The organism is Phenylobacterium sp. (genome assembly GCF_019636135.1).
In the GTDB taxonomy this organism is placed as follows: domain Bacteria; phylum Pseudomonadota; class Alphaproteobacteria; order Caulobacterales; family Caulobacteraceae; genus Phenylobacterium.
This window is the reverse complement of sequence record NZ_JAHBYD010000007.1, coordinates 117,878-142,481: the sequence shown is the minus strand read 5'-3', so window position 1 is coordinate 142,481 and position 24,604 is coordinate 117,878. Positions and strand designations below refer to the sequence as shown.

General features: G+C 70.9%; 27 protein-coding genes. 13 read left to right on the top strand and 14 right to left on the bottom strand.

The window, feature by feature from the left end; all coding sequences use genetic code 11:
• From KF737_RS07105 to KF737_RS07080, 6 genes are all read right to left on the bottom strand, one after another.
• Window positions 1–255: a type II toxin-antitoxin system Phd/YefM family antitoxin gene (locus tag KF737_RS07105; protein ID WP_296452106.1), complete on the bottom strand. Its 255-nt coding sequence runs from the start codon at window positions 253–255 to the stop codon at window positions 1–3.
• A gap of 51 nt (window positions 256–306) precedes the next feature.
• A complete protein-coding gene (locus KF737_RS07100; RefSeq protein WP_367273217.1) occupies window positions 307–3,114 on the bottom strand; it encodes an endoglucanase in 2,808 nt (935 codons plus the stop codon).
• 147 nt (window positions 3,115–3,261) lie between these two features.
• Entirely contained in the window at window positions 3,262–4,239 is a 978-nt protein-coding gene (locus KF737_RS07095) for a hypothetical protein (protein WP_296452100.1), read from the bottom strand.
• Entirely contained in the window at window positions 4,236–4,814 is a 579-nt protein-coding gene (locus KF737_RS07090) for a DUF6468 domain-containing protein (RefSeq protein WP_296452097.1), read from the bottom strand. Before KF737_RS07090 ends, KF737_RS07095 begins: the two co-directional genes overlap by 4 nt.
• 66 nt (window positions 4,815–4,880) lie before the next feature.
• Window positions 4,881–5,966, bottom strand: a complete 1,086-nt coding sequence (gene fliM / locus KF737_RS07085) for a flagellar motor switch protein FliM (protein WP_367273216.1) — start codon at window positions 5,964–5,966, stop codon at window positions 4,881–4,883.
• A 30-nt stretch (window positions 5,967–5,996) separates the two neighbouring features.
• Complete coding sequence (locus tag KF737_RS07080; RefSeq protein ID WP_296452094.1) at window positions 5,997–6,611, bottom strand: flagellar basal body-associated FliL family protein; 615 nt, start codon at window positions 6,609–6,611, stop codon at window positions 5,997–5,999.
• A gap of 218 nt (window positions 6,612–6,829) precedes the next feature.
• Between KF737_RS07080 and flgF the strand changes: the two genes are divergently transcribed.
• From flgF to KF737_RS07045, 7 genes are all read left to right on the top strand, one after another.
• The gene (gene flgF / locus KF737_RS07075) at window positions 6,830–7,570 is read left to right on the top strand and encodes a flagellar basal-body rod protein FlgF (RefSeq protein ID WP_296452091.1); all 741 of its coding nucleotides are present in this window, start codon (window positions 6,830–6,832) and stop codon (window positions 7,568–7,570) included.
• A 14-nt stretch (window positions 7,571–7,584) separates the two neighbouring features.
• Window positions 7,585–8,373: a flagellar basal-body rod protein FlgG gene (gene flgG / locus KF737_RS07070; protein ID WP_296452088.1), complete on the top strand. Its 789-nt coding sequence runs from the start codon at window positions 7,585–7,587 to the stop codon at window positions 8,371–8,373.
• Window positions 8,374–8,377: 4 nt separating this feature from the next.
• Complete coding sequence (gene flgA / locus KF737_RS07065) at window positions 8,378–9,124, top strand: flagellar basal body P-ring formation chaperone FlgA (protein ID WP_296452085.1); 747 nt, start codon at window positions 8,378–8,380, stop codon at window positions 9,122–9,124.
• Window positions 9,125–9,141: 17 nt separating this feature from the next.
• The gene (flgH, locus tag KF737_RS07060; protein ID WP_296452170.1) at window positions 9,142–9,867 is read left to right on the top strand and encodes a flagellar basal body L-ring protein FlgH; all 726 of its coding nucleotides are present in this window, start codon (window positions 9,142–9,144) and stop codon (window positions 9,865–9,867) included.
• A 220-nt stretch (window positions 9,868–10,087) separates the two neighbouring features.
• Window positions 10,088–11,206, top strand: a complete 1,119-nt coding sequence (locus tag KF737_RS07055) for an alpha/beta hydrolase-fold protein (protein WP_296452082.1) — start codon at window positions 10,088–10,090, stop codon at window positions 11,204–11,206.
• Window positions 11,207–11,264: 58 nt separating this feature from the next.
• On the top strand, window positions 11,265–11,522 hold the full coding sequence (locus tag KF737_RS07050; protein WP_296452079.1) for a type II toxin-antitoxin system Phd/YefM family antitoxin: 258 nt from the start codon (window positions 11,265–11,267) through the stop codon (window positions 11,520–11,522).
• Entirely contained in the window at window positions 11,519–11,938 is a 420-nt protein-coding gene (locus KF737_RS07045; RefSeq protein ID WP_296452076.1) for a type II toxin-antitoxin system VapC family toxin, read from the top strand. The genes KF737_RS07050 and KF737_RS07045 overlap by 4 nt, the downstream gene beginning before the upstream one ends.
• Before the next feature lie 270 nt (window positions 11,939–12,208).
• On the opposite strand, the gene dxs is transcribed toward KF737_RS07045, so the two are convergent.
• Genes dxs through KF737_RS07010 form a run of 7 tightly spaced genes read right to left on the bottom strand, consistent with a single transcriptional unit; the run spans window position 12,209 to window position 17,592 of the window.
• Window positions 12,209–14,125, bottom strand: coding sequence for a 1-deoxy-D-xylulose-5-phosphate synthase (gene dxs, locus KF737_RS07040; RefSeq protein WP_296452073.1), 1,917 nt, complete (start codon window positions 14,123–14,125; stop codon window positions 12,209–12,211).
• An 11-nt stretch (window positions 14,126–14,136) separates the two neighbouring features.
• The gene (locus tag KF737_RS07035; protein WP_296452167.1) at window positions 14,137–15,018 is read right to left on the bottom strand and encodes a polyprenyl synthetase family protein; all 882 of its coding nucleotides are present in this window, start codon (window positions 15,016–15,018) and stop codon (window positions 14,137–14,139) included.
• Entirely contained in the window at window positions 15,015–15,257 is a 243-nt protein-coding gene (locus KF737_RS07030; RefSeq protein WP_296452070.1) for an exodeoxyribonuclease VII small subunit, read from the bottom strand. The genes KF737_RS07035 and KF737_RS07030 overlap by 4 nt, the downstream gene beginning before the upstream one ends.
• A gap of 47 nt (window positions 15,258–15,304) precedes the next feature.
• Window positions 15,305–15,685, bottom strand: a complete 381-nt coding sequence (locus KF737_RS07025; protein WP_296452067.1) for a HepT-like ribonuclease domain-containing protein — start codon at window positions 15,683–15,685, stop codon at window positions 15,305–15,307.
• Entirely contained in the window at window positions 15,675–15,977 is a 303-nt protein-coding gene (locus KF737_RS07020) for a nucleotidyltransferase domain-containing protein (protein ID WP_296452064.1), read from the bottom strand. Before KF737_RS07020 ends, KF737_RS07025 begins: the two co-directional genes overlap by 11 nt.
• A 47-nt stretch (window positions 15,978–16,024) precedes the next feature.
• Window positions 16,025–16,627, bottom strand: a complete 603-nt coding sequence (locus KF737_RS07015; protein WP_296452061.1) for a histidine phosphatase family protein — start codon at window positions 16,625–16,627, stop codon at window positions 16,025–16,027.
• A gap of 41 nt (window positions 16,628–16,668) precedes the next feature.
• Entirely contained in the window at window positions 16,669–17,592 is a 924-nt protein-coding gene (locus tag KF737_RS07010; protein ID WP_296452059.1) for a histone deacetylase family protein, read from the bottom strand.
• Between KF737_RS07010 and KF737_RS07005 the strand changes: the two genes are divergently transcribed.
• Entirely contained in the window at window positions 17,591–18,169 is a 579-nt protein-coding gene (locus KF737_RS07005) for a GNAT family N-acetyltransferase (protein ID WP_296452057.1), read from the top strand. The genes KF737_RS07010 and KF737_RS07005 overlap by 2 nt on opposite strands.
• A 193-nt stretch (window positions 18,170–18,362) precedes the next feature.
• A complete protein-coding gene (locus tag KF737_RS07000) occupies window positions 18,363–18,830 on the top strand; it encodes a recombinase family protein (RefSeq protein WP_296452053.1) in 468 nt (155 codons plus the stop codon).
• 204 nt (window positions 18,831–19,034) lie between these two features.
• Here the strand turns inward: KF737_RS07000 and KF737_RS06995 are convergent, their stop codons facing one another.
• Complete coding sequence (locus KF737_RS06995; RefSeq protein WP_296452050.1) at window positions 19,035–19,931, bottom strand: LysR family transcriptional regulator; 897 nt, start codon at window positions 19,929–19,931, stop codon at window positions 19,035–19,037.
• 97 nt (window positions 19,932–20,028) lie between these two features.
• On the opposite strand from KF737_RS06995, the gene KF737_RS06990 reads away from it, so the two are divergent.
• The 4 genes from KF737_RS06990 to KF737_RS06975 all read left to right on the top strand — a co-directional run bounded on the left by KF737_RS06990 (window position 20,029) and on the right by KF737_RS06975 (window position 24,540).
• The gene (locus tag KF737_RS06990; protein WP_296452048.1) at window positions 20,029–21,021 is read left to right on the top strand and encodes an aldo/keto reductase; all 993 of its coding nucleotides are present in this window, start codon (window positions 20,029–20,031) and stop codon (window positions 21,019–21,021) included.
• A gap of 253 nt (window positions 21,022–21,274) precedes the next feature.
• Window positions 21,275–22,453, top strand: coding sequence for a VWA domain-containing protein (locus tag KF737_RS06985; protein ID WP_296452045.1), 1,179 nt, complete (start codon window positions 21,275–21,277; stop codon window positions 22,451–22,453).
• Between the two features lie 65 nt (window positions 22,454–22,518).
• Complete coding sequence (locus tag KF737_RS06980) at window positions 22,519–23,178, top strand: TetR/AcrR family transcriptional regulator (protein ID WP_296452042.1); 660 nt, start codon at window positions 22,519–22,521, stop codon at window positions 23,176–23,178.
• 195 nt (window positions 23,179–23,373) lie between these two features.
• A complete protein-coding gene (locus KF737_RS06975; RefSeq protein WP_296452037.1) occupies window positions 23,374–24,540 on the top strand; it encodes an MFS transporter in 1,167 nt (388 codons plus the stop codon).
• Window positions 24,541–24,604 lie beyond the last annotated feature (64 nt).

The window sequence follows — 24,604 nt, the reverse complement described above, 5'->3', positions numbered from 1 at the left end:
CTATTCGACCTCGTGATCGTACTGGGCGGCCTCCGGTGGAGGCTCTGCGGCGAGGATGAGTTCGAGATCCTCCTGGGTGAAGTCCTCCAGCCCGAGCACTTCCCGATCACGCCGTTTCAGCCTGCTGTATTCCTCGGCCGAGATGATGACCGTGCGGTCGCGGCCGTTGCGCGTGACGGTCACAGGCTGCGTCAGCGCCATGTCCTGATAGCGGCCGATGTTCTTCTGGAACTCGGCGGCGGCAACCCTGATCATGTCATCCTCCGGATTATCCCCAGGATACTTGAAATCCGGATAATCCGCCACCTACCCCTTGGCGTCGGGCTTGGTCGGGGCGGCCTCGGCCTGCTTGGCCGGGGCGACCGGCGGGGGCTTGGCGGCGCCGACGGGGGCGGGGCGGGTCTTGAAGCGGCCCTTCATCTTGTCGACCCAGCCGGCGAAGGCCTCGTTGTCGGCGCTGACGCGGCCGAAGTCGGCGACCGAGAGGCGGCCGGTGGGCACGCCCGACAGCGCGATCTTCAGCGCCTCGGGGTTGTTGGCCTTCTCGTAGAAGCCCTGGTAGCGGGCCTGCAGGCGGGCGAGCGAGCCCTCGTCGCCGGCCAGCGAATAGGCGACGCCGGCGCGCAGCAGGCGGCCCTCTTCGTCGGCGCTCAGCGGCGTGGCGGTCTTCCAGCGGTCGCCGAGGCCCTTCTCGAACAGCGGGGCGGCCACGGCCCAGTTCTTCTGCTTCCAGGTGATCTCGGCGCGCAGGTCGTTCCCGTCGCGGCTCCTGTCGGCCTCGATGATCTCGAGCGCGTTGTCGTAGCGGCCGAGCGCGGTCCAGGCCCGCGCCTCGATCAGCCGGCGCTCGGCGTTGAGCGCGGTCGGCAGCACCGTGGTCCGCGAGGCGTTGATCGCCTCCAGCGCCGCCTCGGGCTTGCGGTCCATCAGGTAGATCACGGCGAGGTCGGTGGAGACCTGGGCCTTCGGCACGCCGTCGAGGCGGTTCTCGGCCTGGTACTTCAGGAGGTCGGCGGCCTGCGGCAGCAGGTCGACGTCCACGAGGCGGCGCACGATCTTGCGCACCATCAGGTCGCCGTCGGCGCCCAGCGGGGCCAGTTCCTTGAAGTCGAAGAAGAGCGCCAGCGCCTGGGTCGGCTCCAGGCCGTCGGCGAGACCGTCGAGGAAGAGGCCGCGGAAGGCGGTGTTGAGGTCGGCCGAGAGCTGCAGCGCCTCGGGCAGGTCGGGCAGGCGCACGCCGGCGGACCGCAACGCCTCCAGCGCCTCGCGGTAGCGGCCCTGCGCCAGGTAGAGCTGGCCCAGCGCGCGGATGGTCTCGAGCTCCGTGCCGTCGCCGCGCCAGCGGTAGCGCAGGCCGTCGAACACGTTGGCGGCCTGGGTCGGGGTGATCTGGCCGAGCGTGAGGCGGATCTGGGTGGCGCGGAGCTGGGCCGGCGCCGAGATGGAGTCGATCGGGGCGGTGGCGATCGCCGCGTAGACCTTCAGCGCGCGGGCCTGATTGCCCTGGAGCTCGATCACGCGGGCCTGGACGAGGCGCGTCCGCAGCGCTTCCTCGGAGGGGACCTTCTCCTCCAGGGCCATGCGCACGCGGGCATCCGCCCCCACCAGGTCGCCCTGGGCGAGCGCGGCCTGGGCGTCGGCGCGGGCGAAGCGCGCCTTCCAGACCGGCGAGAACAGCCCATAGGCCTCGACGCCCTTGCCGAAGAAGCCGCGCGCCTCGGCGTAGTGGGCCATCTGGGTGTTGACGTAGGCGCGCCAGAGCTGGCTCGACGGGTCGTCGGCGAGGGCCGGCGCGGAGAAGTCGTTGTCGGCCTCGGCATAGCGGCGCGCGATGGCGCGCGCGACGCCGCGCAGGCCCCGGAACTCCGGATCGTCGAGCATCTCGGGATGCTCGCGGGCCAGGGCGTTCAGCACGCCGATGGCCTCGTAGCTGAGGTCCGAGCCCACCAGGAAGCGGGCCAGCGCCATGCGCGCGCCGACCGGAGCCTGGCGATCCTTGTTGGCGCTCTCGGCCGCCGCCGCCGAGAACAGGGCGTCGTAGCGGCGCATGAAGCCGCCCTCGCCCGTCCTGGCCCACTCGGCATTGACCAGCGCGGGCATGATCGCCGGCTGCGGCGCGCCGAGTTGGGCGTCTTCCTTGTCGCGCGTGGCCCAGGCGGGCGACAGCGTCATGCCCTCGGCGCGGCTGATCCGCACGATCTCGCCGTCGCGCGCCACGGCCAGGTCGTCGACCAGCGGCTCGATGGCGAGGCCCTGGATGGAGGGCAGCAGCGCGGCGTCGACGAAGTCGCGGCGGGTCGGGACGCCCTTGGCGGGGCCGAGCGCGGTGACGACCTTCAGCGTGTCGCCGACCACCGGGTCGGGCAGGTTGACGACGCGCGTGGCGCCGGCCACCGGGGCCTTCAGCGTCGCGGGGCCGCCGGCCGCGTCGCGGCTGATGCGCACGATCGCGGGCTGGGCCTGCGGTCCGGGACCGAGCGAGATCGTCCAGGTATTGCCCTGCGAGCCCACGAAGACCGGGGCGTCCGTTTCGGCGTCGATGCGGATGGCGGCGTAGTCGGCGCCGCGGAAGGCCTCGACGCCGCGCAGGGGGCGCACGCCCTTCGGCGCGGTCGACACGTCCAGCTTCGCCGGAGCGTCGAACACCACCCAGATCGCGTCGCCGCGGCGGAAGACGGCGGCGCCGGCCGGATTGGCCCAGGTGAAGCTGAGCGTCGTCTGCCCGTCCCCGACCTTGGCGTCCATCCTGACCACGCCGCCGGCGGGCAGCGGGTTCGGCCGCGGCGGCTCGGCCTCGGCGACGGCGACGGGTTCGGCGGCCTGGGCGGCCGCCTTCTGCTCCGGCGTCGGCTCGGGCTTCTCGAAGACGTTGATGTAGGTCGCGCCGTCGGCCTGGCCGACCTTGAGGTCGGCGTCGTCGGCCAGGGTGATCGTGAGCTCGATGCCCGAGCCGGTGCGCTTGCGCGTCGCCTGCTTGATCCATTTCGGCGGCGAGGTCAGCAGGCGGGCGACATCGGGGTTGCCGGCCAGGGTCAGGACCAGGTTCCGGCCGTCGCGCCGGGTCGCGACGCGCCCCGCGATCTCGATGCGCGAGAAGGTCTCCGTCGTCGCCACGCGAACGACCGGGCCGCTGCGCCCTTTTTCCGGAGAAGAGGGGGCAGCGGCCTTGGCCGCGGGGGCGGCGATCCCGGCGGGGGCGGCGACGCTGGCGATGCAGGCCGCAGCCACCCCGGAACGGAGGGCCTTCCTCAGGCTCATGCGCTATCCGGCCTTGGCCGCCGGCGGGGCGGCGGACGGCGCCTGGTAGGGCTGCGGCGCGGCGGGGGTCGCGGGCGCGGCGGCGGCCGGCGCCGGCTTGGCCGCGGCCTGCTGCGTGGCCGGAGCCTTCTTGCGCGGCGCGGGCTTCTTCGCGGCCGCCTGCTTCTTCGGCGCGGCCTCCGGCGCGGTCGGATCGACGCTGGACTTGGCGGCCGCCTGCCTGGCGTCGGCCTGGGCGGCGACGGCGGTCGCCCTGGCCGCGGCGGCCTGGGCGTCGGAGTAGCGGCGGGCGAGCGCCTCGGTCAGCTTCTTCGCCTCGGCGGCCGGCATCGCGGCCACGATGGCCGAGAGCGCGCGCTCCTTCATCTTGGCGGCGATCGGGATGCGGACGTTCTCGTCCAGCGCGGCGAGGCGCGGGGCGGCGTCCTTGGCCTTCATGCCCTCGAACACCTTCACCAGGCGGTCGATCTCGGCGGCTTCCTTGGTGTTGGACTGGTTGAGCAGGCCGTCCACCTCGGCCTTCAGGCCGTTCAGGGCCTTGATCTTGGCGTCCAGCTTGGCCTCGGCGGCGGCCATCAGCGCGAGCTGGGTGTTGAGGTCGTTCTCGCGCGCGTCGAGCTGGCCGCGGCGTGCGCCCAGGCTCTGCAGCACCTGAAGCTCGGCGGGGCTCAGGCCCGCCTGCTTGGCGAGTTCGGCGGCGGTGGGCGCGCAGACGGCCTTGGGCGCGATCGAAGCGGCCGGGAGCGCGACGGCGGGATCGGTGGCCGACGGCGCGGCGGCGGCGCCGTCCTTGCCGGCTTCGGCCTTCTCGCCCTTCTTCTCGGCCTTCGCGCCCTTTTCGGGCCGGGTCACTTCCTCGGCGAAAGCCTGGGCGCCCGAGATGAGGCCCGGCAGGTCGCGCGCGCCCGAGACGGCGTTCACGGCCAGGACGCCGCCGATGGCGACGCCCACGAGGGGCAGGATGCGCGGGACGGACTTCAACGGCGGGCTCCGGCAAGGCGGTCGAGGGTGAGCGGCGCATCCTCGAACAGGTCATCGTCGACGCTGGGCGGCACGCGGCGGCCCGGCAGGGGCGCGCGGCCGACCAGCGGCTCGGGCCGCGCGACCGGCGCCGTCGCGGCTTCGCCGGCGTCCTGCGCGGCGAGGCGCTGGCGGGCCATGGAGAGCAGCGACTGGAGGCGATCCTCGGTGGACGTCGGGCGGGCCGGCGGGGTGACCGGCGGCATGGCGCGCGGCGCGCGGTCCGCCAGCGCCGCGGCGGCGCGGGGCAGTTCGGGCGCGGCGGAGACCAGCTTCTCCAGTTTCGCGGCCAGCGCCCGCCCCTTCTCGATGCGGTCCGACAGCATGTCGACGGCTTCGTCGGTGGCGGCGCGCAGGTCGGCCAGGCCCTGTTCGGCGCGGACGGCGGCGAGGTTCAGATCGCGCACCGCGGCCTCGAAGCCTTCGTGGCTGTCCTTCAGCGCCTTGAGGCGCCTGTTGAGGCGCAGGCCCACGACCATCGCGGCGACCAGCAGGCCCGCGAGCAGCACGTTCATGCCGATGGCGATCAGACTCATCCTACTTCGCTCCTTTGGGAGCTACGAAGGATCGGTTGAATGCTGCGAAGCCTTGGCGAAGCAGTATCATGAGCCCCTCGAGACAGCTTGCTTGGCGGCGGGCGAAAGCGGGGCTTCCACGCGCACGGCGATGTGGGCGTTGCGGCGGCCCATGCGGCCGCGGGTGAGCGGGATGGCGCCGGCGCGCAGCTCGATCAGGCTCTCGGGCGTGGCGTTCAGCATCAGCGTGTCGCCGACCTTGAGCTCCAGCACCCTCTTCAGGCTGATCTGCTGCTCGTCGAGCACGGCGCGGACTTCGGTCTGGGTGGTCCAGAGCTCGGTGGCGAGGTGGCTTTCCCAGATGTTGTCGCGGCCGAACTTCTCGCCCATGAACTGCTGCAGCAGCATCTTCCGGATGGGCTCGAGCGTGGCGTAGGGCAGCAGGAGCTCGATGCGCCCGCCGCGGTCTTCCATGTCGATGCGCAGCTTCACCAGGATGGCGGCGTTGGCCGGCCGCGCGATGGCGGCGAAGCGCGGGTTGGTCTCCAGGCGGTCCAGGGTGAAATGGACGGGCGTCAGCGGCTCGAACGCCTCCTTGGCGTCGGCCAGCACCACCTCGACCATCCGCTGGACCAGCACGCGTTCGATCGTCGTGTAGGGGCGGCCCTCGATACGCATCGCCGCGGTGCCGCGGCGCCCGCCCAGCAGGACGTCCACGATCGAATAGATCAGGTTCGAGTCGACCGTCAGCAGGCCGTAGTTGTTCAGCTCCTCGGCGCGGAACACCGACAGGATCGCCGGCAGCGGGATCGAGTTCAGGTAGTCGCCGAAGCGGATCGAAGAGATGTTGTCGAGGCTGACCTCGACGTTGTCGGAGGTGAAGTTCCGCAGGCTGGTGGTCATCAACCGCACGAGGCGGTCGAAGACGATCTCCAGCATCGGCAGGCGTTCGTAGCTGACCAGCGCCGAGTTGATGATCGCGCGGATGCCGGTGCGCTCGGCGATCTCGTCCTCGGAGAGGTCGAAGCCCAGCAGGCTGTCGATCTCGTCCTGGTTCAGGATCCGCTCGGACGAGTTCGCTTCCGCTGCGGCCGCGGCGGCCCAGTCGGTCTCGCCGCCGCCTTCGGCGGGGGCTTCGGTCTCCGGGGTCTGGTCTTCGGTTTCGTCGGCCATGGGGTTTCGGACGCAACTCGCGCGGCGGCGCTAGTTGATCAGCATCTCCTCGATGAGGACGGCGTTGGCCTTGGAGGGCGAGATCACCAGGTTCACCCGGCGCAGGATCTCCATGCGGAGCTGGTAGCTGCCTTGCGAGCCGGACAGGTCCTCGGGGCGAAGTTCGCGCAGGAAGGTCTGGAACATGTCCTGGAGCCTCGGCATGTTCGGGTCGAGCTCGTCGACCGCGCCTTCGTCGGGCAGCTCCAGGGTGAGCTTCAGCTTCAGGAAGGTGGGCTTGCCGTCGGCGGTCTGCATGTTCACCACCACGTCGGGCATGGTGTAGAAGACGACGCCGTCAGGGCCTTCGCGGACCACCGCCGCGCCCTTCTCGCCGTCCTTGCCTTCCTTCTTCTCCTCTTTCTTCTTGTCCTTCTTCTTCTCCTTGCCGTGCTCGCCGGCCTGGGCGGCCGCATCCGGCTTGGGCTTGAGGAAGATGAAGGCGGCCGTGCCGCCGCCGCCCAGGACGACCAGGGCCGCGGCGCCCGCGATGATGATCATCTTGAGCGGGAGCTTCTTCTTGGCCGGGGCCTCTCCCTCGGCGCCTTCGGCGGCCGCGGGCGCCTCGCCCTCGGCCTCCTTGGGCTTCTTTTCCTTCTTGGCCACGCGTCGCGCCCCCGTCGTATGCGGGATCACCAATGGGCGCGTTTGGTTAAGAAGCAGTTTTTAACACCTCTTAACGGACGCGATTCCTGCCCGGCAGATTCCGCCGCCGGGCGCGCGTTAACTTTCTTGTTCGTTGATTTCATTCGGGTTTCAAGTTGGCCCGAAGCTTGCAGACCCTGAGGGCCGAAACGTCGCACTCACCTGGGTCCGCAAACTCGATGGACAACGCCCTCTACGTCGGTCTCTCGCGCCAGATGGTCCTGCGCAAGGAGATGGACATCATCGCGAACAACATCGCCAACGTGGACACCACGGGCTTCAAGGTGGAGTCCATGATGCAGAAGACGGCGCCCGGCGCGCCGGCCATGACGATGGGCGGTCCGCGCCCGGTGAAGTTCGTGGCCCCCGACGGCGTGGCCCGCGACTTCGGCCAGGGCGCGCTCAGCAGGACCGACGGCGAGTTCGACATGGCCATCCAGGGCCAGGGCTTCTTCCAGTTGCAGACCCCGGACGGCCCGCGCTTCACCCGCGACGGCCGCTTCACCGTCGACTCCGCCGGCCGCCTCGTCAGCCAGGCGGGCTATCCGGTGCTCGACGAGAGCGGCGGCGAGATCACGATCGACGCCGAGAAGGGCGGCGTGGCCATCGGCGGCGACGGCTCGATGAGCCAGGGCACGGAGCGTGTCGGCAAGGTCGGCATGTTCAGGTTCGCCAACGCCGCCGTGCTCGAGAAGGCCGGCGACAACCTCTTCCGCAACGGATCGAACCTCCAGCCCGAGCCGGCCGCCGACGCGGCCAAGCTGCGCCAGGGCCACCTCGAAGGGTCGAACGTCAAATCCGTCCTGGAGATCACCCGCATGGTCGAGGTGAGCCGGGCCTACGAGACCACCGCCAAGATGATCGACAGCGCCGCGGACCTCTCACGCCGCGCCGTCGACCGCCTCGGGCGCGCCAACTAAGGGACTGAAAGCCGATGCAAGCGCTCCGCACCGCCGCCACGGGCATGGCCGCCCAGCAGATGAACGTCGAGGTCATCTCGAACAACATCGCCAACATGAACACCGTCGCGTTCAAGCGGCAGCGCGCCGAGTTCCAGGACCTGCTCTACCAGACCTACGAGGCGGCCGGCACGCAGTCGTCCGACCAGGGCACCATCGTGCCGACGGGCGTGCAGGTGGGCGCAGGCGTGAAGGCCGGCGCCGTCTACCGCGTCGAGACGCAGGGCTCGCTGACCCGCACCGACAATCCCTACGACCTGGCCATCGATGGCCGCGGCTTCTTCCAGGTGCTGATGCCGTCGGGCGAGACCGCCTACACGCGGGCCGGCAACTTCTCGGTCAACGACCAGGGCCAGCTCGTCACCCAGGACGGCTACCAGATCCAGCCGGCCATCTCGATCCCGGGCGACGCGGTCTCGGTGACGATCTCCAAGACGGGCCAGGTGCAGGTGCAGCAGGCCGGCCAGACCAACCCCTCGGTGGTCGGCATCCTGGAACTGGCCACCTTCGTGAACGACGGCGGCCTGAAGGCGCTGGGCGACAACCTCTACCAGGAGACGGCGGCGTCGGGCGCGCCGACCTCCGGCACAGCGGGCTCCACCGGCATCGGCGTCCTGGTCCAGGGCTATACCGAAGCCTCCAACGTCGACGCCGTGGCCGAGATCACCGCCCTGATCGTGGCGCAGCGCGCCTACGAGATGAACTCCAAGGTGATCTCCACCGCCGACAACATGCTGGCCACCGCCAACCAGGTGAAGGCTTAAGCCCATGAAAGCGCTCGCGTTCGCCGCCGTCGCCCTGCTCATCGCCGGCCCTGCCCTCGCCGGCGTGCCCGTCACGCTGAAGGCCGCGACCGTCGACACCGACGGCGTGGTGACCCTGGGCGACATCTTCGACGGCGCCGGCGCCGCGGGGCGCACGCCCGTCGCCACGCGCTCCGGCGCCTCGGTGATGCTGAATGCGGCCGCCGTGCGGCTGGCCGCCGCCCGCGCCGGGCTCGACTGGGCCAACGCCGAGGGCCTGCGGCAGATCGTCGTGACCGGCGCGGCCACGGCGCCGGCGGCCGGCGGCGCGGTCGCCGCGCGCGGCAACGTCGAGGCGCTGACCTGGGCCCGCTCCATCATGGCCGGCGAGATCGTGCAGCCGCAGGACCTCGTGTGGGCGAAGATGGCCGCGGCGCCCGCCGACGCGCCCTCCGACGCCGACGCCGTCATCGGCCTGGCCGCCAGGCGCCCGCTGCGCGCCGGTTCCGCGGTCGCCGCGCGCGACGTCTCGGCGCCGCAGGTGGTGAAGGCCAACGAGATCGTAACCCTCTCCTACGAGAACGAAGGCGTCTCGCTCTCCCTGCAGGCCAAGGCCCTCGGCGGCGGCGCAGTGGGCGAGACCATCAACGTGCAGAACGTCACGTCGAAGAAGACCGTCGCCGCCGTGGTCACCGGACCCGGCCAGGCCGCGGTCGGACCCCAGGCGGAGGAGCTGAAGCTCGTCCGCTCCTCCCGTTACGCCGCACGCTGAAGGATCACGCCATGCGCCTGCGCACCCTGGCCCTCGTCGCCGCCCTCGCCCCGCTCGCCGCCTGTTCGACGATCAAGGAGGCCGCGATGGGCCCCGATCTGGCGCCGGTGGGCTACCCCGCCGCCCTCGTCCCGATCAGCCAGCCGGTGGCCTCGGCCCGCCTGCCCGCGCCGCAGCCGGCCAGCGCCAACTCGCTGTGGCGCACCGGCGCGCGCGCCTTCTTCAACGACCAGCGCGCCAGCCGACCGGGCGACATCCTGACCGTCAACATCGACATCGACGACAGCGCCAAGACCACCAACGCCACCTCGTCGTCGCGGACCTCGGGCACGAAGGCGGGCGTGCCGCACCTGCTGGGCCTGGAGTCGACCCTCGGGAAGATCCTGCCGGGCGGCTACGACCCCGCCAACGCCATCGAGACCAACTCGACCAGCTCCAACGCCGGCCAGGGCGCGGTGAACCGCTCGGAGAAGATCAGCCTGACCATCGCCGCGGTGGTCACCGCCGTGCTGCCGAACGGCAACCTGGTGATCCAGGGCACCCAGGAGGTGCGCACCAACACCGACCTGCGCCAGTTGACCGTGGCCGGCATCGTGCGGCCCGAGGACATCTCCTCGGCCAACACCGTGCGCCACACCCAGATCGCCGAGGCCCGCATCAGCTACGGCGGCCGCGGCGACATCAGCCGCATGCAGAAGACCCCGGCCGGCCAGAGCCTGATCGAGCGCTTCAGCCCGTTCTGAGGTCCAGCCGCCGCGCTACGCAGGGCGATCGCATGTGACTTGTGGACGGCTCGGCCGCTCGCTTCATGAACCGCGGAGACACGCGGAGAGGTCACGGGTCCACCGGAATCCTCCGACGCCCTGAAGCGCGGGCCTGGCGCTCCCCGGCCTGACGGGCCGTCGCGCCGCAAATTCGTCACGAGGGCAAGCCAGCAGTGGCCAACACTCGCGGGGAACAGGCATGGGCCGGGGCGCGATACTTCTCTTCTTCCTGGCGATATTCGCCGTCGGGCAGGCCCGAGCGGAGGCGCTGAAGGTGGTCTCCGAGTCCACACCGCCGCAATACGGCGTGACGCGCTTCATCGTTCATTCCGAGCGCATCGGACGCGACTTCCGCGTCATCGTCAGTCAGCCGGCCGCGACCGTCTTCCTGCCCGGGCAGAAGCTGCCGGCGATCTACGCCCTGGATGGCGGCAACGGCATCGCTGGCCCCCAGGGTCAGTACCTGAGCAATGCGTGGCTGATGTCGGCCGCGCTCGTGATCAGCGTGGACGACGCGCCGAACGAGGCGAACCATCGCCTGGACGACCTGGCGCACGCCCGCTGGCGGCCGCAGGACGGAAGCCTACCGGAGATGGGCGGCGGCGGCGCGGCGTTCGAGGCGTTCCTGCTTGAGGATCTACGGCCCTTCATCGAGGCGCGGTACGCGACCGACCCGCGGCGGGCGGTCCTGCTGGGCCACTCGCTGGGCGCGCTCTTCGCCGCCAACATCTTCGCCCGGCAGCCCGACGCCTTCGCCGGCTACATCATGGCCAGCGTGCCGGTGTGGGCCGAGCCCGGCGTCGTCCAGCGCGTCGCCGCCGCCGCCGGGCGCGCAAGCGGCCAGCGGGTCTACCTCGCGGTGGCGGAGTTCGACGACGGGGTGAACGGCACGGGCATGCAGCCGGGCTTCCAGGCCATGTCCGCCGCGCTCAAGCGTCCCGGCGTGACGCTGAAGACCCAAGTCTACCCTGGCGAGAACCACAGCTCATACTATCCCCGAATGGTGCTCGACGGCTTCCCGTTCGTGCTGCCGAGCGTCTGGTCGCGCACGACCCCGCAATGGCCGCTCCCGCCCGACATACGGTCCCGCTACGAGGGGACGTACCGGATGCCCGACGGGCGCGAGATCACGATCAGGGCGGCGCCGCCCTTCGGACGGATGACGGCGCAGGTCGCGGGCGGTCCGGCCATATCGCTGGTCCTGAACGGACGCGACCGATTCTACGCGCCCTCGTCGGATCTCGACGTCGTGTTCGAAGGGACCAGCGCCACCCTCAGCAGCGGCGACGCCCGTGTTCGCATCGAGAAGGCGCCTTAGGGGCCGTCTCGCCTGGCGCGCGTGGACAATCTGGCCAGAGAATAGCTATATTTCGCCCATGAGCCGCTACAGCGTCGTCGAGGCCAAGAACAACCTTTCCGAACTCATCGCCCGCGCCCGGAAGGGTGAGGAGGTGGTGATCACGCGTCACGGCTCGCCCGTCGTGGAGATCAAGCCGGTCCAGGCTGCACAGAGGCCGCCGCGGCGGACTCCCGCGGAGACCCTGGCCTGGCTCGACTCCGTCCGCATCAAGCTGGCGCCCGGCGCGGCTGACTCGGCCACGCTCGTTCGCCAGATGCGCGACGAAGGATATTGAGCGTCTATCTCGACACGAGCGTCGCCGTCTCGCTCTTCGTCGAGGACGCGCACACCCCGCGAGCCCGCCGTCTCATCGCCGGTGGCGGATTATGGATCGTCAGCGACCTGGCCTCGGTGGAGTTCTCGTCCGCCCTGGCGATCGTGCATCGAACGGGCCGGCTCAGCACGGCCGAGGCGTCCGCCGCATTCGTGCGGTTCGACGACTGGCGCCGCGCCGATTGCGAAGACGCCCACGTCGAGTCGTCCGACATATTGCTGGCGCAGCAGATCATCCGCGGGCTGGAGCATGCCCTGAGGGCGGCCGACGCCCTGCACATCGTGCTGGCCCGACGCCTGGGCGCGACGCTGGCCACGTTCGACGGGACGATGGGGCGGGAAGCCAGTCGGCTGGGCGTGAGCGTCGTGGACGCCTGATCGGGGGCGGGGCGCGGAATGTCTGAGATGGGTGGAACGCGGCCCTTCGCCTCCTCACCCCCGGCTGTCATCCCGGTTTGGGCGTAGCCCAAGCCTGCCCTCGCGAAGGCGGGGGACCGGGACCCAACCGAGGGCCGTGCATCGACGCTGCGTAGCGAGGCGTGACATCGACGCCGCGCGATCTTTCGACAGATCGACGCCTCGTGGCCCGTTGGGCCCCGGTCTTCGCCTACGGCGAAACCGGGATGACAACAGGGGGTGTTACGGGCGTCAGGCCCGCCGGCCCGCCGCGCTGGCGTTGTCGACGCCGAGGGCGGCCATCGCGCCGCGGGCGATGCCGTCGGCGTCGAGGCCGGCCTGGGCGTACATGGCGTCGGGCTTGTCGTGGTCCTGGAAGAGGTCGGGCAGGGTGAGCGTGCGGACCTTGAGGCCGCGGTCGAGGGCGCCGTGCTCGGCCAGGGCATGCAGGACGAAGGCGCCGAAGCCGCCGACCGCGCCCTCCTCCACCGTGACCAGCGCCTCGTGCTCGCGGGCCAGCCGCAGCAGCAGGTCGAGGTCGAGCGGCTTGGCGAAGCGGGCGTCGGCGACGGTGGCCGAGAGGCCGCGGGCGGCCAGCAGGTCGGCGGCCTTCAGGCTTTCGGCGAGGCGCGTGCCGAACGAGAGGATGGCGACGGCGGTCCCCTCGCGCACGATGCGGCCCCTGCCGATCTCCAGCGGGGCCGCGAGGTCGGGGATCTGCACGCCGACGCCCTCGCCGCGCGGATAGCGGAAGGCCGAGGGGCGGTCGTCGATGGCCACGGCGGTGGCGATGGCGTGGGCCAGCTCGGCCTCGTCGGACGGCGCCATGACCACCATGCCCGGAAGCTGGCCCAGGTAGCCGACGTCGAACGAGCCCGCGTGCGTCGCCCCGTCGGCGCCGACCAGCCCCGCGCGGTCGATGGCGAAGCGGACCGGCAGGCCCTGGATCGCCACGTCGTGGACGACCTGGTCGTAGCCGCGCTGGAGGAAGGTCGAATAGATCGCGCAGAACGGCTTCATGCCGTCGGCGGCGAGGCCGGCGGCGAAGGTCACCGCGTGCTGCTCGGCGATGCCCACGTCGAAGGTGCGGTCCGGGAACGCCTGGCCGAACAGGTCCAGGCCGGTGCCGGACGGCATGGCCGCGGTGATCGCCACGATCTTGGGGTCGATCTCGGCGTGCTTGATCAGTTCCTGGGCGAAGACCCTGGTGTACTGCGGCGCGCCGGCCTGGCCCTTGGCCTGCTGGCCGGTGACCACGTCGAACTTGACCACGCCGTGGTACTTGTCGGCGGCGTTCTCGGCCGGCGCATAGCCCTTGCCCTTGTGGGTGACCACGTGGACCAGCACCGGCTTGTCGTCGATCCTGCGGGCGTTCTGCAGCACGTGGACCAGGGCGTCCATGTCGTGACCGTCGATGGGGCCGACGTAGTAGAAGCCCAGCTCCTCGAAGAAGGTGCCGCCGGTGACCATGCCGCGGGCGTACTCCTCGGCCTTGCGGGCCGCCTCGCGCATCGGGCGCGGGAACACCTTGGAGACGGTCTTGCCGAGGTTGCGGATCGACTGGTAGCCGCCGCCCGAGACGAGCCGGGCGAAGTAGCCGCTCATCCCGCCCACCGGCGGGGCGATCGACATGTCGTTGTCGTTCAGGATGACGGTGAGCTGCCTGGTCGTCTCGCAGGCGTTGTTCATGGCCTCGTAGGCCATGCCGGCGCTCATCGAGCCGTCGCCGATGACGGCGACCACCTTGTTGTCCTGGCCCTTGGCGTCGCGGGCGGCGGCGAAGCCCAGCGCCGCCGAGATCGAGGTGGCCGCGTGGGCCGCGCCGAAGGGGTCGTATTCGCTCTCGCTGCGCTTGGTGAAGCCCGAGAGGCCGCCGCCCTGGCGCAGCGTGCGGATGCGGTCGCGCCGGCCGGTGAGGATCTTGTGCGGATAGGCCTGGTGGCCGACGTCCCAGATCAGGATGTCGGCGGGCGTCTCGTAGACATGGTGCAGCGCCACGGTGAGCTCGACCACGCCCAGGCCGGCGCCCAGGTGCCCGCCGGTCTGCGAGACGGCGTCGATCGTCTCGGCGCGCAGCTCGTCGGCGAGCTGGCGCAGTTGCGGGATCGTGAAATCGCGGGTGTCGGCCGGGCTGGAGACCGTATCGAGCAGGGGCGTGACGGGCGGCATGGAATTCTCGACTACTGGCGGCGCTCTAGCACGAAATCGACGCTCGCCCGCAGGAAATCGGCCCGCGGGCCGAACGGATCCAGATGGGATTTGGTCTGGGTTTTCAGCAGGCCCAGCCGCTCGCGCGCGGCGGCGACGCCCAGCAGGGTGACGAAGTTGGCCTTGCCCTTCGAGGCGTCCTTGCCGACCGCCTTGCCCATCGAGTCTTCCGTGCCCTCGGCGTCCAGCAGGTCGTCGACGATCTGGTAGGCCAGCCCCACGTCGTGGGCGAAGGCCATCAGCGCATGGCGCTCGCCGTCCTGCGCGTGCGCCAGCACCAGCGGCAGCTCGAAGGCGCAGGCGATCAGGGCGCCGGTCTTGAGCCGCTGCATGCGCGCCACCCCGCCCAGGTCGTCGCGCACGCCCAGCATGTCGATCATCTGGCCGCCGACCATGCCGCGCGCGCCCGAGGCGGCGGCCAGCCTGGCCACCAGCTCGGCGCGCACGGCGCCGTCCGGGTGCGTGTCCGGGTGCGCCAGGATCTCGAAGGCCACCGTCTGCAGGGCGTCGCCGGCGAGGACGGCGGTCATCTCGTCGTAGGCCTTGTGGACCGTGGGCCGGCCGCGGCGCAGGTCGTCGTCGTCCATGCAGGGCAGGTCGTCGTGGACGAGGCTGTAGGCGTGGATGCACTCCAGCGCGCAGGCGGCGCGCAGGACCGCGCGCTCGTCGAGGTCGAACATGCGGCCGGTCTCGAGGGCGAAGAAGGTGCGCAGGCGCTTGCCCTCGCTGAGCGCCGCGTAGCGCATCGCCTCGGTCAAGCGGCCTTCCGGCCCGTCGGCGCGCGGGAGCAGTTCGTCCAGCGCCACGGTGACGAGGTCCGCGGCCTCGGCCACGCGCCGGGCGAGGTCCATCAGCCGAACTCGGCGGGCTCTGCGCTGGGTGCGCCACCCGCGCCGACCACGATCTTCTCGACCCGCAGGCTGGCTTCCTTGAGCTTCTTCTCGCAGTGCGCCTTCAGGGCCGCGCCGCGCTCGTAGAGCCGGATGGAATCCTCCAGCGGCGCCTGCCCGGACTCCAGCCGGCCCACGATCTGCTCCAGTTCGGAGAGCGCGGTCTCGAAGCTCATGGCGGCGATGTCGGCGGGCTCGGACATGGAGGCTTCTTTAGGCGCGCCGGCGCCGGGAAGCGAGTCCCCGCCGATCAGTCCGACGGCTCGTCCGCCTGCAGGAAACGTTCGATCGCGTTCGTCGCCTGCGGAAGCTCATTCCGGAGCGCCCGCCATATGAGCCGATGATCGAGCCCTTCTGTGTACCAATGGGCGGCGAGGTCTCGGAACCGTCTCGGACCGATCCAATCCTGCGCAGGATCGACGGCGTTCAACACGTCTTCAGGCACGGCCTTGAGCGCCTCGCCAAATCGCAGAAGCAGCCGCTCGACGGCCAATTGTCGCTCCTCGTTCACAAGGTAGCTGTCCATGCCATCTGCCGCGACCAGTTGCAGGGCGCGCCGTCCGGCCCGAAGCGCCGCCTCGAGCGCGCCTCGGGTCGTCGCCGCCCGGCCGCCTCGGCCTTCAGAAGACACGGATCAGGTCTGGCGTGACGCGGCGGTTGAACTCGGCCAGCCGGACGTAGCCGTCGTAGTCGTGGACGTCAGCCGGAGCGCCGAGGAGGTCGGCGCACGTCTGCTGAACCCGCGCCAGGGTAAAGATGCTGAATGCCGGGTCGGCGGGATCGACCAGGAGGTCGACATCGCTCCCCGCTGCCGCCTGGTCGCGCGCCACCGATCCATAGAGGAACAGCCGCCCTACGCCGAGGTCCGCCAGTCGGCGCCGACCGCGTTTCAAACGCCTGATCGCCTCGTCACGTCGCATCATGGCGTTGGATATCATGCTGCGCCCATGCAGGGAATCCGGGCGCGAGATCACCCCCGCTCGAAGCGGCGCATGGACCAGTATTTGTAGCCCTCGCTCTCGGCGAGCCGCCAGCCCTGCTTCTTCAGCGAGCGGCCGATCAGGTGGTTGAAGAAGCCGTGGGCCAGGACCACCACGGTCTCGCCGCCGGCCGCGAAGCCGACCAGCATCGCGGCGGCCCGGTCGGCGCGGGCCTCGGCCTCGCTGCGGCGCTCCTGGCCTTCGTGGTGGTTGAAGAACCACCACCAGAACCGCGCGAGGAAGCCCCAGATGCGCGGCGACAGCTTGAGCCACGCCGGCAGGCGCGGCGGCGGCAACGGCGCCTCGATCAGCATCTCGTGGCGGTCGAACGCGCGCTCGCCCGCCAGCGCCTGGGCGCTCTCGATCGCGCGCAGCCGGGTGGACGACACCAGCGTGCCGCACTCGGCGACGAAGGCCATGAGCTGTTGCGGCGGCGTCTGCCCCGGCAACAGGCCCAGCAGTTCGTAGTTCGCCCAGAACGCCCGGTACTCGGCGGCCGACAGCATCACCTTGCGCGAGACGTTCGGCTCGCCGTGGCGCACCAGCACGATGGCGCCGTGCTTCAGCGGCGTGGCTTTGATTTCGGTGGTCAAGGCGCTGGCCATCGATCCGGAATTTGCACGGCCGAGCGCCCCTACCCTTCGCCCAGGGCCCTGACGTGCGCGAGCGCAGAACGGCCCAGAGCCTGGAGGTCGTAGCCGCCCTCGAGGGAGGAGACAACCCGCCCCCTGGCATGCCGGTCGGCCACGTCGGCGATCGCGCGGGTGGCCCAGGCGAAGTCGGCCTCCTCCAGGCTCTGGCTGCCGCCCGACACCGGATCGCGGGCGTGGGCGTCGAAGCCGGCCGAGACGAGGATCAGGTCGGGCGCGAAGGCGTCGACCTTGCCCATCAGGGCCTCGAAGGCCTTGCGCCAGACCGCGGCTGGCGCGCCTTCGGGCGAGACCGTGTTGACGATGTTGTCCGGCGCGGCGTCGTCCGGGTGGCCGGTGCCCGGCCACATCGGCCATGCCTGGATCGAGGCGAAGAACAGGCCGGGCCGGCCGCCGAGGGCCGCCTGGGTGCCGTTGCCGTGGTGGACGTCGAAGTCGACCACCGCGACCCTGGCGAACCCCGCCGCCCGGGCGGCGTGGGCCGCCACCGCCACGTTCGAGAAGATGCAGAAGCCCATCGGCAGGCCGGGTTCGGCGTGGTGGCCCGGCGGGCGCACGGCGCAGAAGGCGCGGTTCGCCTTGCCCGCGGCCACGTCGCGCACCGCCTGGACGACCGCGCCGGCGGCCCGGCGCGCGGCGGTAAGGCTGCCGGCCGACATGCTGGTGTCGGGGTCCAGCACCGCGCGGCCGCTGGCGGGGGCCAGGCGCGCGATCTCGTCGACGTAGGCCTTGTCATGCACCCGCAGGAGGTCGGCCTCGTCCACGATGGGCGCGTCGTTGGGGGCCAGGTCCAGCGCAGCGTCGTCCAGGGCGTCGATCACCGACCTCAGCCGCTCGGGCCGCTCGGGATGACGGTCTCCGGGACGGTGGTCGAACATGTCGTGATGGGTGTAGAGCGCAACAGCCATGCCGCATCCTAACGCAACTTCCCCGAACACACGCGAGGGCGTCGCGGGGCCCGTCATCCGCCGCGCCGGGCCGGCCGACGCCGAACGCCTGGCCGGGCTGGGCGCCCGCACCTTCAGCGACACCTTCGCCCACCTGTACGACCCGCAGGACCTCGCGGACTTCCTGGCCGAAGCCTACGGCCTGGAGCGCACCCGCGCCGACCTCGCCGATCCCGCCAAGGCCCACTGGCTGGTCGAGGACGCGGACGGCCACGCCATCGGCTATGCGCTCGCCGGGCCTTGCAGCCTGCCGCACGAGGACGTCACCCCGGCCTGCGGCGAGCTGAAGCGCATCTATTTCACCAAGGCGGCGCAGGGCGCAGGCCTGGGCGGGCGGCTCTTCGGCGAGGTCATGGACTGGCTGCAGAAGGACGGGCCGCGCAACGTCTGGATCGGCGTCTGGAGCGAGAACTTCGGCGCCCAGAGATTCTACGAACGAAACGGTTTCGCGAAGGCGGGCGAATACGGCTTCAAGGTCGGCAGGACGACAGACCGCGAATTCATCCTCAAGAAGCCTGCGGAGAATTTTACCCGGTAGACGGTCACAGTTCGCCAGTTCTCGACACAATACCGCCCCAATTCGCGGCGGATCGCGTCTTTCATTGCTTCGATTTAACCTACTGCCGTCTTGGCGAGGCCGCCGCCGTTTGGGACCTTGGCCGGTATTCGGCGTGTGGGTTTCGAAATCGGCGGTGGGGATGCTGAGGATCGGCTACGTTCGGCTGCGGGACATGACCGCGCATGAGGACACGGCCGTGCTCAAGGCCGCCGGCTGCCAGGTGGTCCGCGCCGAGGAGCCCGGCGCCGAGGGCCAGACGCTGTCGTCCATCCTCGGTTTCATCGGCCCCGGCGACCAGCTCGTGGTGAGCCGCCTGGAGCGGCTGGCGGCCAGCGGCCGCGGCGTGCTGGAGGCGCTGGACCGGCTGGAGGCGCGCGGGGCCGCCCTCGTCGTGCTGCAGCCCGACCTGACCAGCCAGGGCCTGCCCGGCCGTGCGCTCCGCGCGGCGCTGGAGGCCGTGGCCGAGCTGGAGCCCGCCGCCGCCAGCCGCCGCCGCCGTCCCACCGCCGCGGTGAACGAGATCCACGCCCTGCAACGCGCGGGCGTCGGCCCCGTCGAGATCGCGCGCCGCCTCGGCGTCTCGCGCATGACCGTGTGGCGCAAGCTGAAGGCGGTGGAGGCGGAAGCGGCCGGCGCGTAGGGTCCGCACTCAATGACAGGTTCTATAAAGCAACATAAATTCAATGATATAGATCGTCATCCCGGCCGCAGCGCAGCGGAGAGCCGGGACCCAGGGGCGCCAGACTCAGAGCTTGAACCCCCTGGGTCCCGGCTCTACGGGCCGAATACGGCCCTCCGGCCGGGATGACACTATATTTTGGGCTAACTCTATCGAGTCCGGACCCTAGCGCCGCCGCCCGGCCTGCACGAAGTCGACGAAGGCCCGCAGCGGCGACGGCAGCGTGCGGCGGCTGGGGTAGTAGAGGAACGGCCCCGGGAAAGGCTCGGACCAGTCGGCCAGCACCTCGACCAGGCGCCCGCTTTCCAGGTGCGGCGCGAGATAGCCGTCGAAGAGCGAGATGAAACCCAGGCCGTCCAGCGCCGCGCGCACCAGCGTGGTGGGGCTGTTGGCCACGAGCGGGCCGCCCGGCGAGACACGGACCGCCTCGCCGGCCTTCTCCAGCTCCCACGACGGCATCGCGCCGCTCGGGAAGCGGTTGCGCAGGCAGGGGCGCTCCAGGAGGTCGCGCGGATGCTGCGGCGCGCCCACGCGGGCGAGGAGCTCGGGCGCGGCGGCGACCACATAGCGTTGCGGCGGGCCCAGGGAGACGGCCACCATGTCCTGCGCGAGGCTCTCGCCCCAGCGGACGCCGGCGTCGTAGCCCTCGGCCACGATGTCGATGAGGCCGGTCTCGCTCACGATCTCCAGGCGGACGGCCGGATGGGCGCGGAGGAAGCCGGTCGCCATGGGCGCCAGCACCAGCTCGACCGCAGGCTCGGGCGCATTGATGCGCAGGGCGCCCGACGGCTCGGCCTGGGCCGACCGCGCCTCGCTCATCGCCTCGCCGATCTCGATGAGCGCCGGGCCGAGCCGCGCGAGCAGGGCCGCGCCGGCCTCGGTCGGCGCCACGGAGCGGGTGGTGCGGTGGAGCAGGCGCACGCCCATGCGCGTTTCCAGGCCGCGGACCGCCTGGCTCAGCGTCGAGGCCGAGACGCCGCGCTCGACGGCGGCGCGGCGGAAGTTGCGATGCCGGGCCACGGCCGCGAAGCTGTCCAGGGCGGCGAGGTCCAGGCGTTCCATTGTTCTGTTTCCCGCACAGTCCGTGCGGGACAATGCCGATTATCCGGACGACCGGCCAGCGCTATCTCAGCGCCATCGAATTCGAACGGAGGCGAAGATGCAGACGCGCAGACTTGGAAAGACCGGCCCCGAAGTGTCCGCCATCGGCCTGGGCGCCATGGGCATGAGCGACTTCTACGGCGAGGCCGACCGGGCCGAGAGCCTGGCGACCATCGCCGCGGCCGTCGACGCCGGGATCACCCTGATCGACACCGGCGACTTCTACGGCATGGGCCACAACGAGATGCTGATCGGCGAGGCGCTGAAGACGCTCCCGCGCGACAAGCTGGTGCTCTCCGTGAAGTTCGGCGCCCAGCGCGCGCCCGACCGTTCGTTCCTGGGCTTCGACGGACGGCCGGCGGCGGTGAAGACGGCGCTGGCCTACACCCTGCAGCGGCTGGGCGTGGACCACATCGACGTCTACCGGCCCGCGCGGCTCGACCACACGGTCCCGATCGAGGACACGGTGGGCGCCATCGCCGACTGCATCAAGGCCGGCTGGGTGCGCCACATCGGCCTGTCGGAAGTGGGCTCGGAGACGATCCGGCGCGCCGCGGCCGTCCACCCCATCGCCGACCTGCAGATCGAGTACAGCCTGCTGTCGCGCGGCATCGAGGACGGCGTCCTGCAGACCACGCGCGAGCTGGGCATCGGGATCACCGCGTACGGCGTGCTGTCGCGCGGGCTGATCGGCGGGGCGCCGCCGAAGCTGGACGCAGCCGGCGACTTCCGCGGCCACAGCCCGCGCTTCCAGGGCGAGAACCTGCAGAGGAACCTGGCGCTGGTCGAGGCGCTGCGGGCGGCGGCCGCAGCGGCGGGCCTGACGCCGGCGCAGGCGGCGATCGCCTGGATGGCGGCGCAGGGCGACGACATCGTCCCCCTGGTCGGCGCGCGGCGGCGCGACCGGCTGGCCGAGGCGCTGGGCGGCATCGAGGCCAGGCCGACGCCGGCCCAACTGGCGGCGATCGAAGCGGCGGCGCCCAAGGGCTCCGCGGCGGGCGACCGCTACCCCGCCATGCAGATGGCCATGCTCGACAGCGAGCGGGGATAGACAGGCAACCGGACGAGGCGCCGCGCGCGCCCTTCCGGCGTGGCGGGCGCGTCAGCGCCGCCTGTTCGACACCAAGCCCACCAAGGCCACAAAGGGACCTGCGTCGACCTTGGTGGGCTTGGTGGCCCTGGTGGTTCTGAACGATGGCGCCCCGCGGCGCGCGGAGAGGCGCCCCGGGCGCACTGGACATCGCGAACCCGAAACCGCATCCTCCGCGTTCAAACGATCGTTCGACGCCAAGGGGCCGCCCCCGATGTTCATGCGCTTCTTCACCGAGCTCCGCGAAGCCAAGGTGCCGGTGACGCTCAAGGAATACCTCGTCCTCATGGAGGCGATGGACAAGCAGGTCATCGACCGCACGGTCGACGATTTCTACTACCTGTCGCGCTCGGCCCTGGTGAAGGACGAGAAGAACCTCGACAAGTTCGACAAGGTCTTCGGCCACGTGTTCCAGGGGCTGGAGAAGATCGACGGCGAGGCCATCGACATCCCCGCCGAGTGGCTGAAGAAGCTCGCCGACAAGTTCCTCACCGACGAGGAGAAGGCGATGATCGAGGCCATGGGCGGCTTCGACAAGCTGATGGAGGAGCTGGCCAAGCGGGCGAAGGAAGGCGCCGAGGGCAAGGACGGCGAGAACGGCCAGCGGGGCGGCCGCCCCGACGGCTCGAACCCCTTCGGCGCCAACGGCTATCACCCCGAAGGCATCCGCGTCGGCCAGGAGAAGGGCCGGCACGGCCGCGCCATCAAGGTCTGGGACAAGCGCGAGTACAAGAACCTCGACGACCAGGTCGAGCTGGGCACCCGCAACATCAAGGTCGCCCTGCGCCGGCTGCGCAAATGGGTCCGGGACGGCTCCGTCGAGGAGCTGGACATGGACAAGACCATCAAGGGCACGGCCGAGAAGGGCTACCTCGACATCAACATGCGCCCCGAGCGGCGCAACAAGATCAGCGTGCTGCTGTTCCTCGACATCGGCGGGTCGATGGATAGCCACATCAAGATCTGCGAGGAGCTGTTCAGCGCGGCGCGGTCCGAGTTCAAGAACATGGAGTTCTACTACTTCCACAACTGCCTCTACGAGAGCGTGTGGAAGGACAACCGGCGCCGTCACGCCGAGAAGCTCAACACCTACGACATCCTCCACAAGTTCCCCCACGACTACAAGGTCATCTTCGTGGGCGACGCCACCATGAGCCCCTACGAGATCACCTATCCGGGCGGCTCGGTGGAGCACTGGAACGAGGAGGCGGGCGCGATCTGGATGGACCGCGTCGGCCAGATCTTCGACTCGGTCGTGTGGCTGAACCCGACGGCCGAGCGCCACTGGGACTACACGCCCTCGATCGGCCTGATGAAGCAACTCGTGGGCGAGCGGATGTTCCCGCTGACCATCGACGGGCTGGAGAAGGCGATGAAGGAGCTTTCGCGCTGAGCGAGTTCGCCTGTCGCGCAACGGTCATGTTGAGCGTAGCGTGCGGTGACGCCTAAGGGATTCGCATGACCGATCCCCTCATCCAGGATCCGCCCGAGACCGAAGAGGCCCAGGCCGCCACCAAGGCCGCGGTGTTCAACGCGGCCGAGCGGCTGTTCGCGCTGCACGGCTTCCAGAACGTGTCGGTGCGCGACATCACCGCCGAGGCGGGCGTCAACCTGGCCAGCGTGAACTACCACTTCGGCTCCAAGGACGCCCTGCTGTTCGAGATCTTCCGGCGGCGGACCAGCGAGCTGAACCGCGAGCGCGCGCGGATGCTGCACGAGGCGACGGCGCGGCAGGGCGGCAAGCCCCGGGTGCGCGACATCCTGGAGTGCTACCTGGCCCCGCCGATGCGCTGGGCCTCACCCGACAACGACCGCCGCATCTCGATGCAGTTCATCATCCGCGCCCGGTCCGAAGGCACGGCCGAGATGCGCGAGGTGCTGAAGACCGACGTCTCCCACCTGGAGCGGTTCGCCACGGCCCTGATGGCGGCGCGGCCCGAGCTGCCGAAGGAGGACGTCTACTGGCGGCTGCACTTCGTGCTGGGCATGGTCCACAACAACCGCTTCGCCGAGTTCGACCGGCTGCACCACCTGTCGGGCGGGATCACCCGCGAGGGCGACGTCGAGGGCCTCCTGAAGCGAATGCTGGACTTCGCCGAAGCCGGCTTCCTGGCTTAGCAGCCTCCTCTCCCCCCGTGAGCGGAGCGAACGGAGAGGGAGAGGATTGAGGAGAGGGCGGCGCAAGACGTCGAGTCGCCGCTTCGGCGGAACCCGGTCGCACATCGGGCTCAAGCCCTGCCTGTCCCTGGCGCCGAGCCGCCCACTCCCTGCCCTCTCCCTCGCTTCGCGCCTGCGGCGCTCGGGGGAGAGGTGATGGTGGGCCTCGTCGGCCGGGCCGCCGCCTACCGCTTCCTCGACACCTTCGTCCTGATCTTCCCGTTCTACACGGTGATGTTCACCGAGCATGGGATGAGCCCGGCCCAGATCGGCCTGGCGCTCGCGGCGTGGTCGCTGACGGGGGTGACGCTGGAGATCCCGACGGGCGCGCTGGCCGACCGGTTCTCGCGCCGCTGGCTGCTGGCGATCGCCCAGGTGTTCCGCGGCGCCGGCTTCCTGGTGTGGGCGCTGTTCCCCGGCTTCTGGGGCTACCTGATCGGCTTCGTGCTCTGGGGCGTGAAGAGCGCACTGGTTTCGGGGACCTTCGAGGCGCTGATCTTCGACGAGCTGAAGGCCGAGGGCCGGCCGCAGGACTATGCCCGCGCCATCGGCCGTGCGCAGACGGGGCGGTTCGCGGGCTTCATGTCGGCGGCGCTGATCGCGGCGGCGATCGCGGGGATCGGCAACGACGCGCTGACCCTGATCAGCTCGGCGTCGAGCCTGCTGGGCGCGGCCTCGGCGCTCCTGCTGCCGCGGGCGCCCAGGGCGGCGCAGGCCGGGCGGGCGGACTACCTGGGCGTGATCCGGCGCGGGATCGGCGAGGCGGTGCGGCGGCCGGGCGTGCTCCCGATCCTGCTGTTCATCGCCCTGATGCAGTCGCTGCTCGCGGCGTGCGAGGACTACTGGCAGATTTTCGCGCGCGACATGGGGCTGGACCGGCCGGCCATCGCGCTGTTCGTCGCGGCGCTGGGCGGGAGCCAGGCCGCCGCCGCCGCGCTGGCCCATCGTGCGCCGCTCGGCAAGCCGGCTTCGCTGCCGGGCCTGGTGGCCGCAGGCGGACTGCTGCTGACCGCGGCGGCGGCCGTCTTCCATCCGCTGGCCTCGGTGGTGCTGGCGGTGGCCTTCACCGGGCTCTGCCGGGTGGCCGACGTGAACGCCGATGCGCGGTTCCAGCACGCGCTGTCGGGCGAGGCGCGGGCGACCGTGGCCTCGGTGAAAGGCTTCACGAGCCAGGCCGCGATCACCCTGCTGATCCTCAACTTCGGCCTGATGGCGCAGGCCAGCGAATACCGCACCGCCTTCTTCGTGCATGGCGTGGCGCTGACCGTGCTGGGCGCGGGATATGCGGCCTGGCTGCTGGCGCGGCCTCGAGCGGTCTCCTAGCCCTGCGGCAGCCCGAAGATCGTGACCGACGCCGCCCGCTTCACCGACGTCCCGCCCCTGCTGA

Bases quoted from the DNA above. Each gene is read 5' to 3' on its own strand.
- KF737_RS07105 (WP_296452106.1), bottom strand. From the start codon at position 255: ATGATCAGGGTTGCCGCCGCCGAGTTCCAGAAGAACATCGGCCGCTAT.
- KF737_RS07090 (WP_296452097.1), bottom strand. From the start codon at position 4,814: ATGAGTCTGATCGCCATCGGCATGAACGTGCTGCTCGCGGGCCTGCTG.
- fliM (WP_367273216.1), bottom strand. From the start codon at position 5,966: ATGGCCGACGAAACCGAAGACCAGACCCCGGAGACCGAAGCCCCCGCC.
- flgF (WP_296452091.1), top strand. From the start codon at position 6,830: ATGGACAACGCCCTCTACGTCGGTCTCTCGCGCCAGATGGTCCTGCGC.
- flgG (WP_296452088.1), top strand. From the start codon at position 7,585: ATGCAAGCGCTCCGCACCGCCGCCACGGGCATGGCCGCCCAGCAGATG.
- flgA (WP_296452085.1), top strand. From the start codon at position 8,378: ATGAAAGCGCTCGCGTTCGCCGCCGTCGCCCTGCTCATCGCCGGCCCT.
- KF737_RS07055 (WP_296452082.1), top strand. From the start codon at position 10,088: ATGGGCCGGGGCGCGATACTTCTCTTCTTCCTGGCGATATTCGCCGTC.
- KF737_RS07050 (WP_296452079.1), top strand. From the start codon at position 11,265: ATGAGCCGCTACAGCGTCGTCGAGGCCAAGAACAACCTTTCCGAACTC.
- dxs (WP_296452073.1), bottom strand. From the start codon at position 14,125: ATGCCGCCCGTCACGCCCCTGCTCGATACGGTCTCCAGCCCGGCCGAC.
- KF737_RS07030 (WP_296452070.1), bottom strand. From the start codon at position 15,257: ATGTCCGAGCCCGCCGACATCGCCGCCATGAGCTTCGAGACCGCGCTC.
- KF737_RS07020 (WP_296452064.1), bottom strand. From the start codon at position 15,977: ATGATGCGACGTGACGAGGCGATCAGGCGTTTGAAACGCGGTCGGCGC.
- KF737_RS07005 (WP_296452057.1), top strand. From the start codon at position 17,591: ATGCCGCATCCTAACGCAACTTCCCCGAACACACGCGAGGGCGTCGCG.
- KF737_RS07010 (WP_296452059.1), bottom strand. From the start codon at position 17,592: ATGGCTGTTGCGCTCTACACCCATCACGACATGTTCGACCACCGTCCC.
- KF737_RS07000 (WP_296452053.1), top strand. From the start codon at position 18,363: ATGACCGCGCATGAGGACACGGCCGTGCTCAAGGCCGCCGGCTGCCAG.
- KF737_RS06995 (WP_296452050.1), bottom strand. From the start codon at position 19,931: ATGGAACGCCTGGACCTCGCCGCCCTGGACAGCTTCGCGGCCGTGGCC.
- KF737_RS06990 (WP_296452048.1), top strand. From the start codon at position 20,029: ATGCAGACGCGCAGACTTGGAAAGACCGGCCCCGAAGTGTCCGCCATC.
- KF737_RS06985 (WP_296452045.1), top strand. From the start codon at position 21,275: ATGTTCATGCGCTTCTTCACCGAGCTCCGCGAAGCCAAGGTGCCGGTG.
- KF737_RS06980 (WP_296452042.1), top strand. From the start codon at position 22,519: ATGACCGATCCCCTCATCCAGGATCCGCCCGAGACCGAAGAGGCCCAG.
- KF737_RS06975 (WP_296452037.1), top strand. From the start codon at position 23,374: ATGGTGGGCCTCGTCGGCCGGGCCGCCGCCTACCGCTTCCTCGACACC.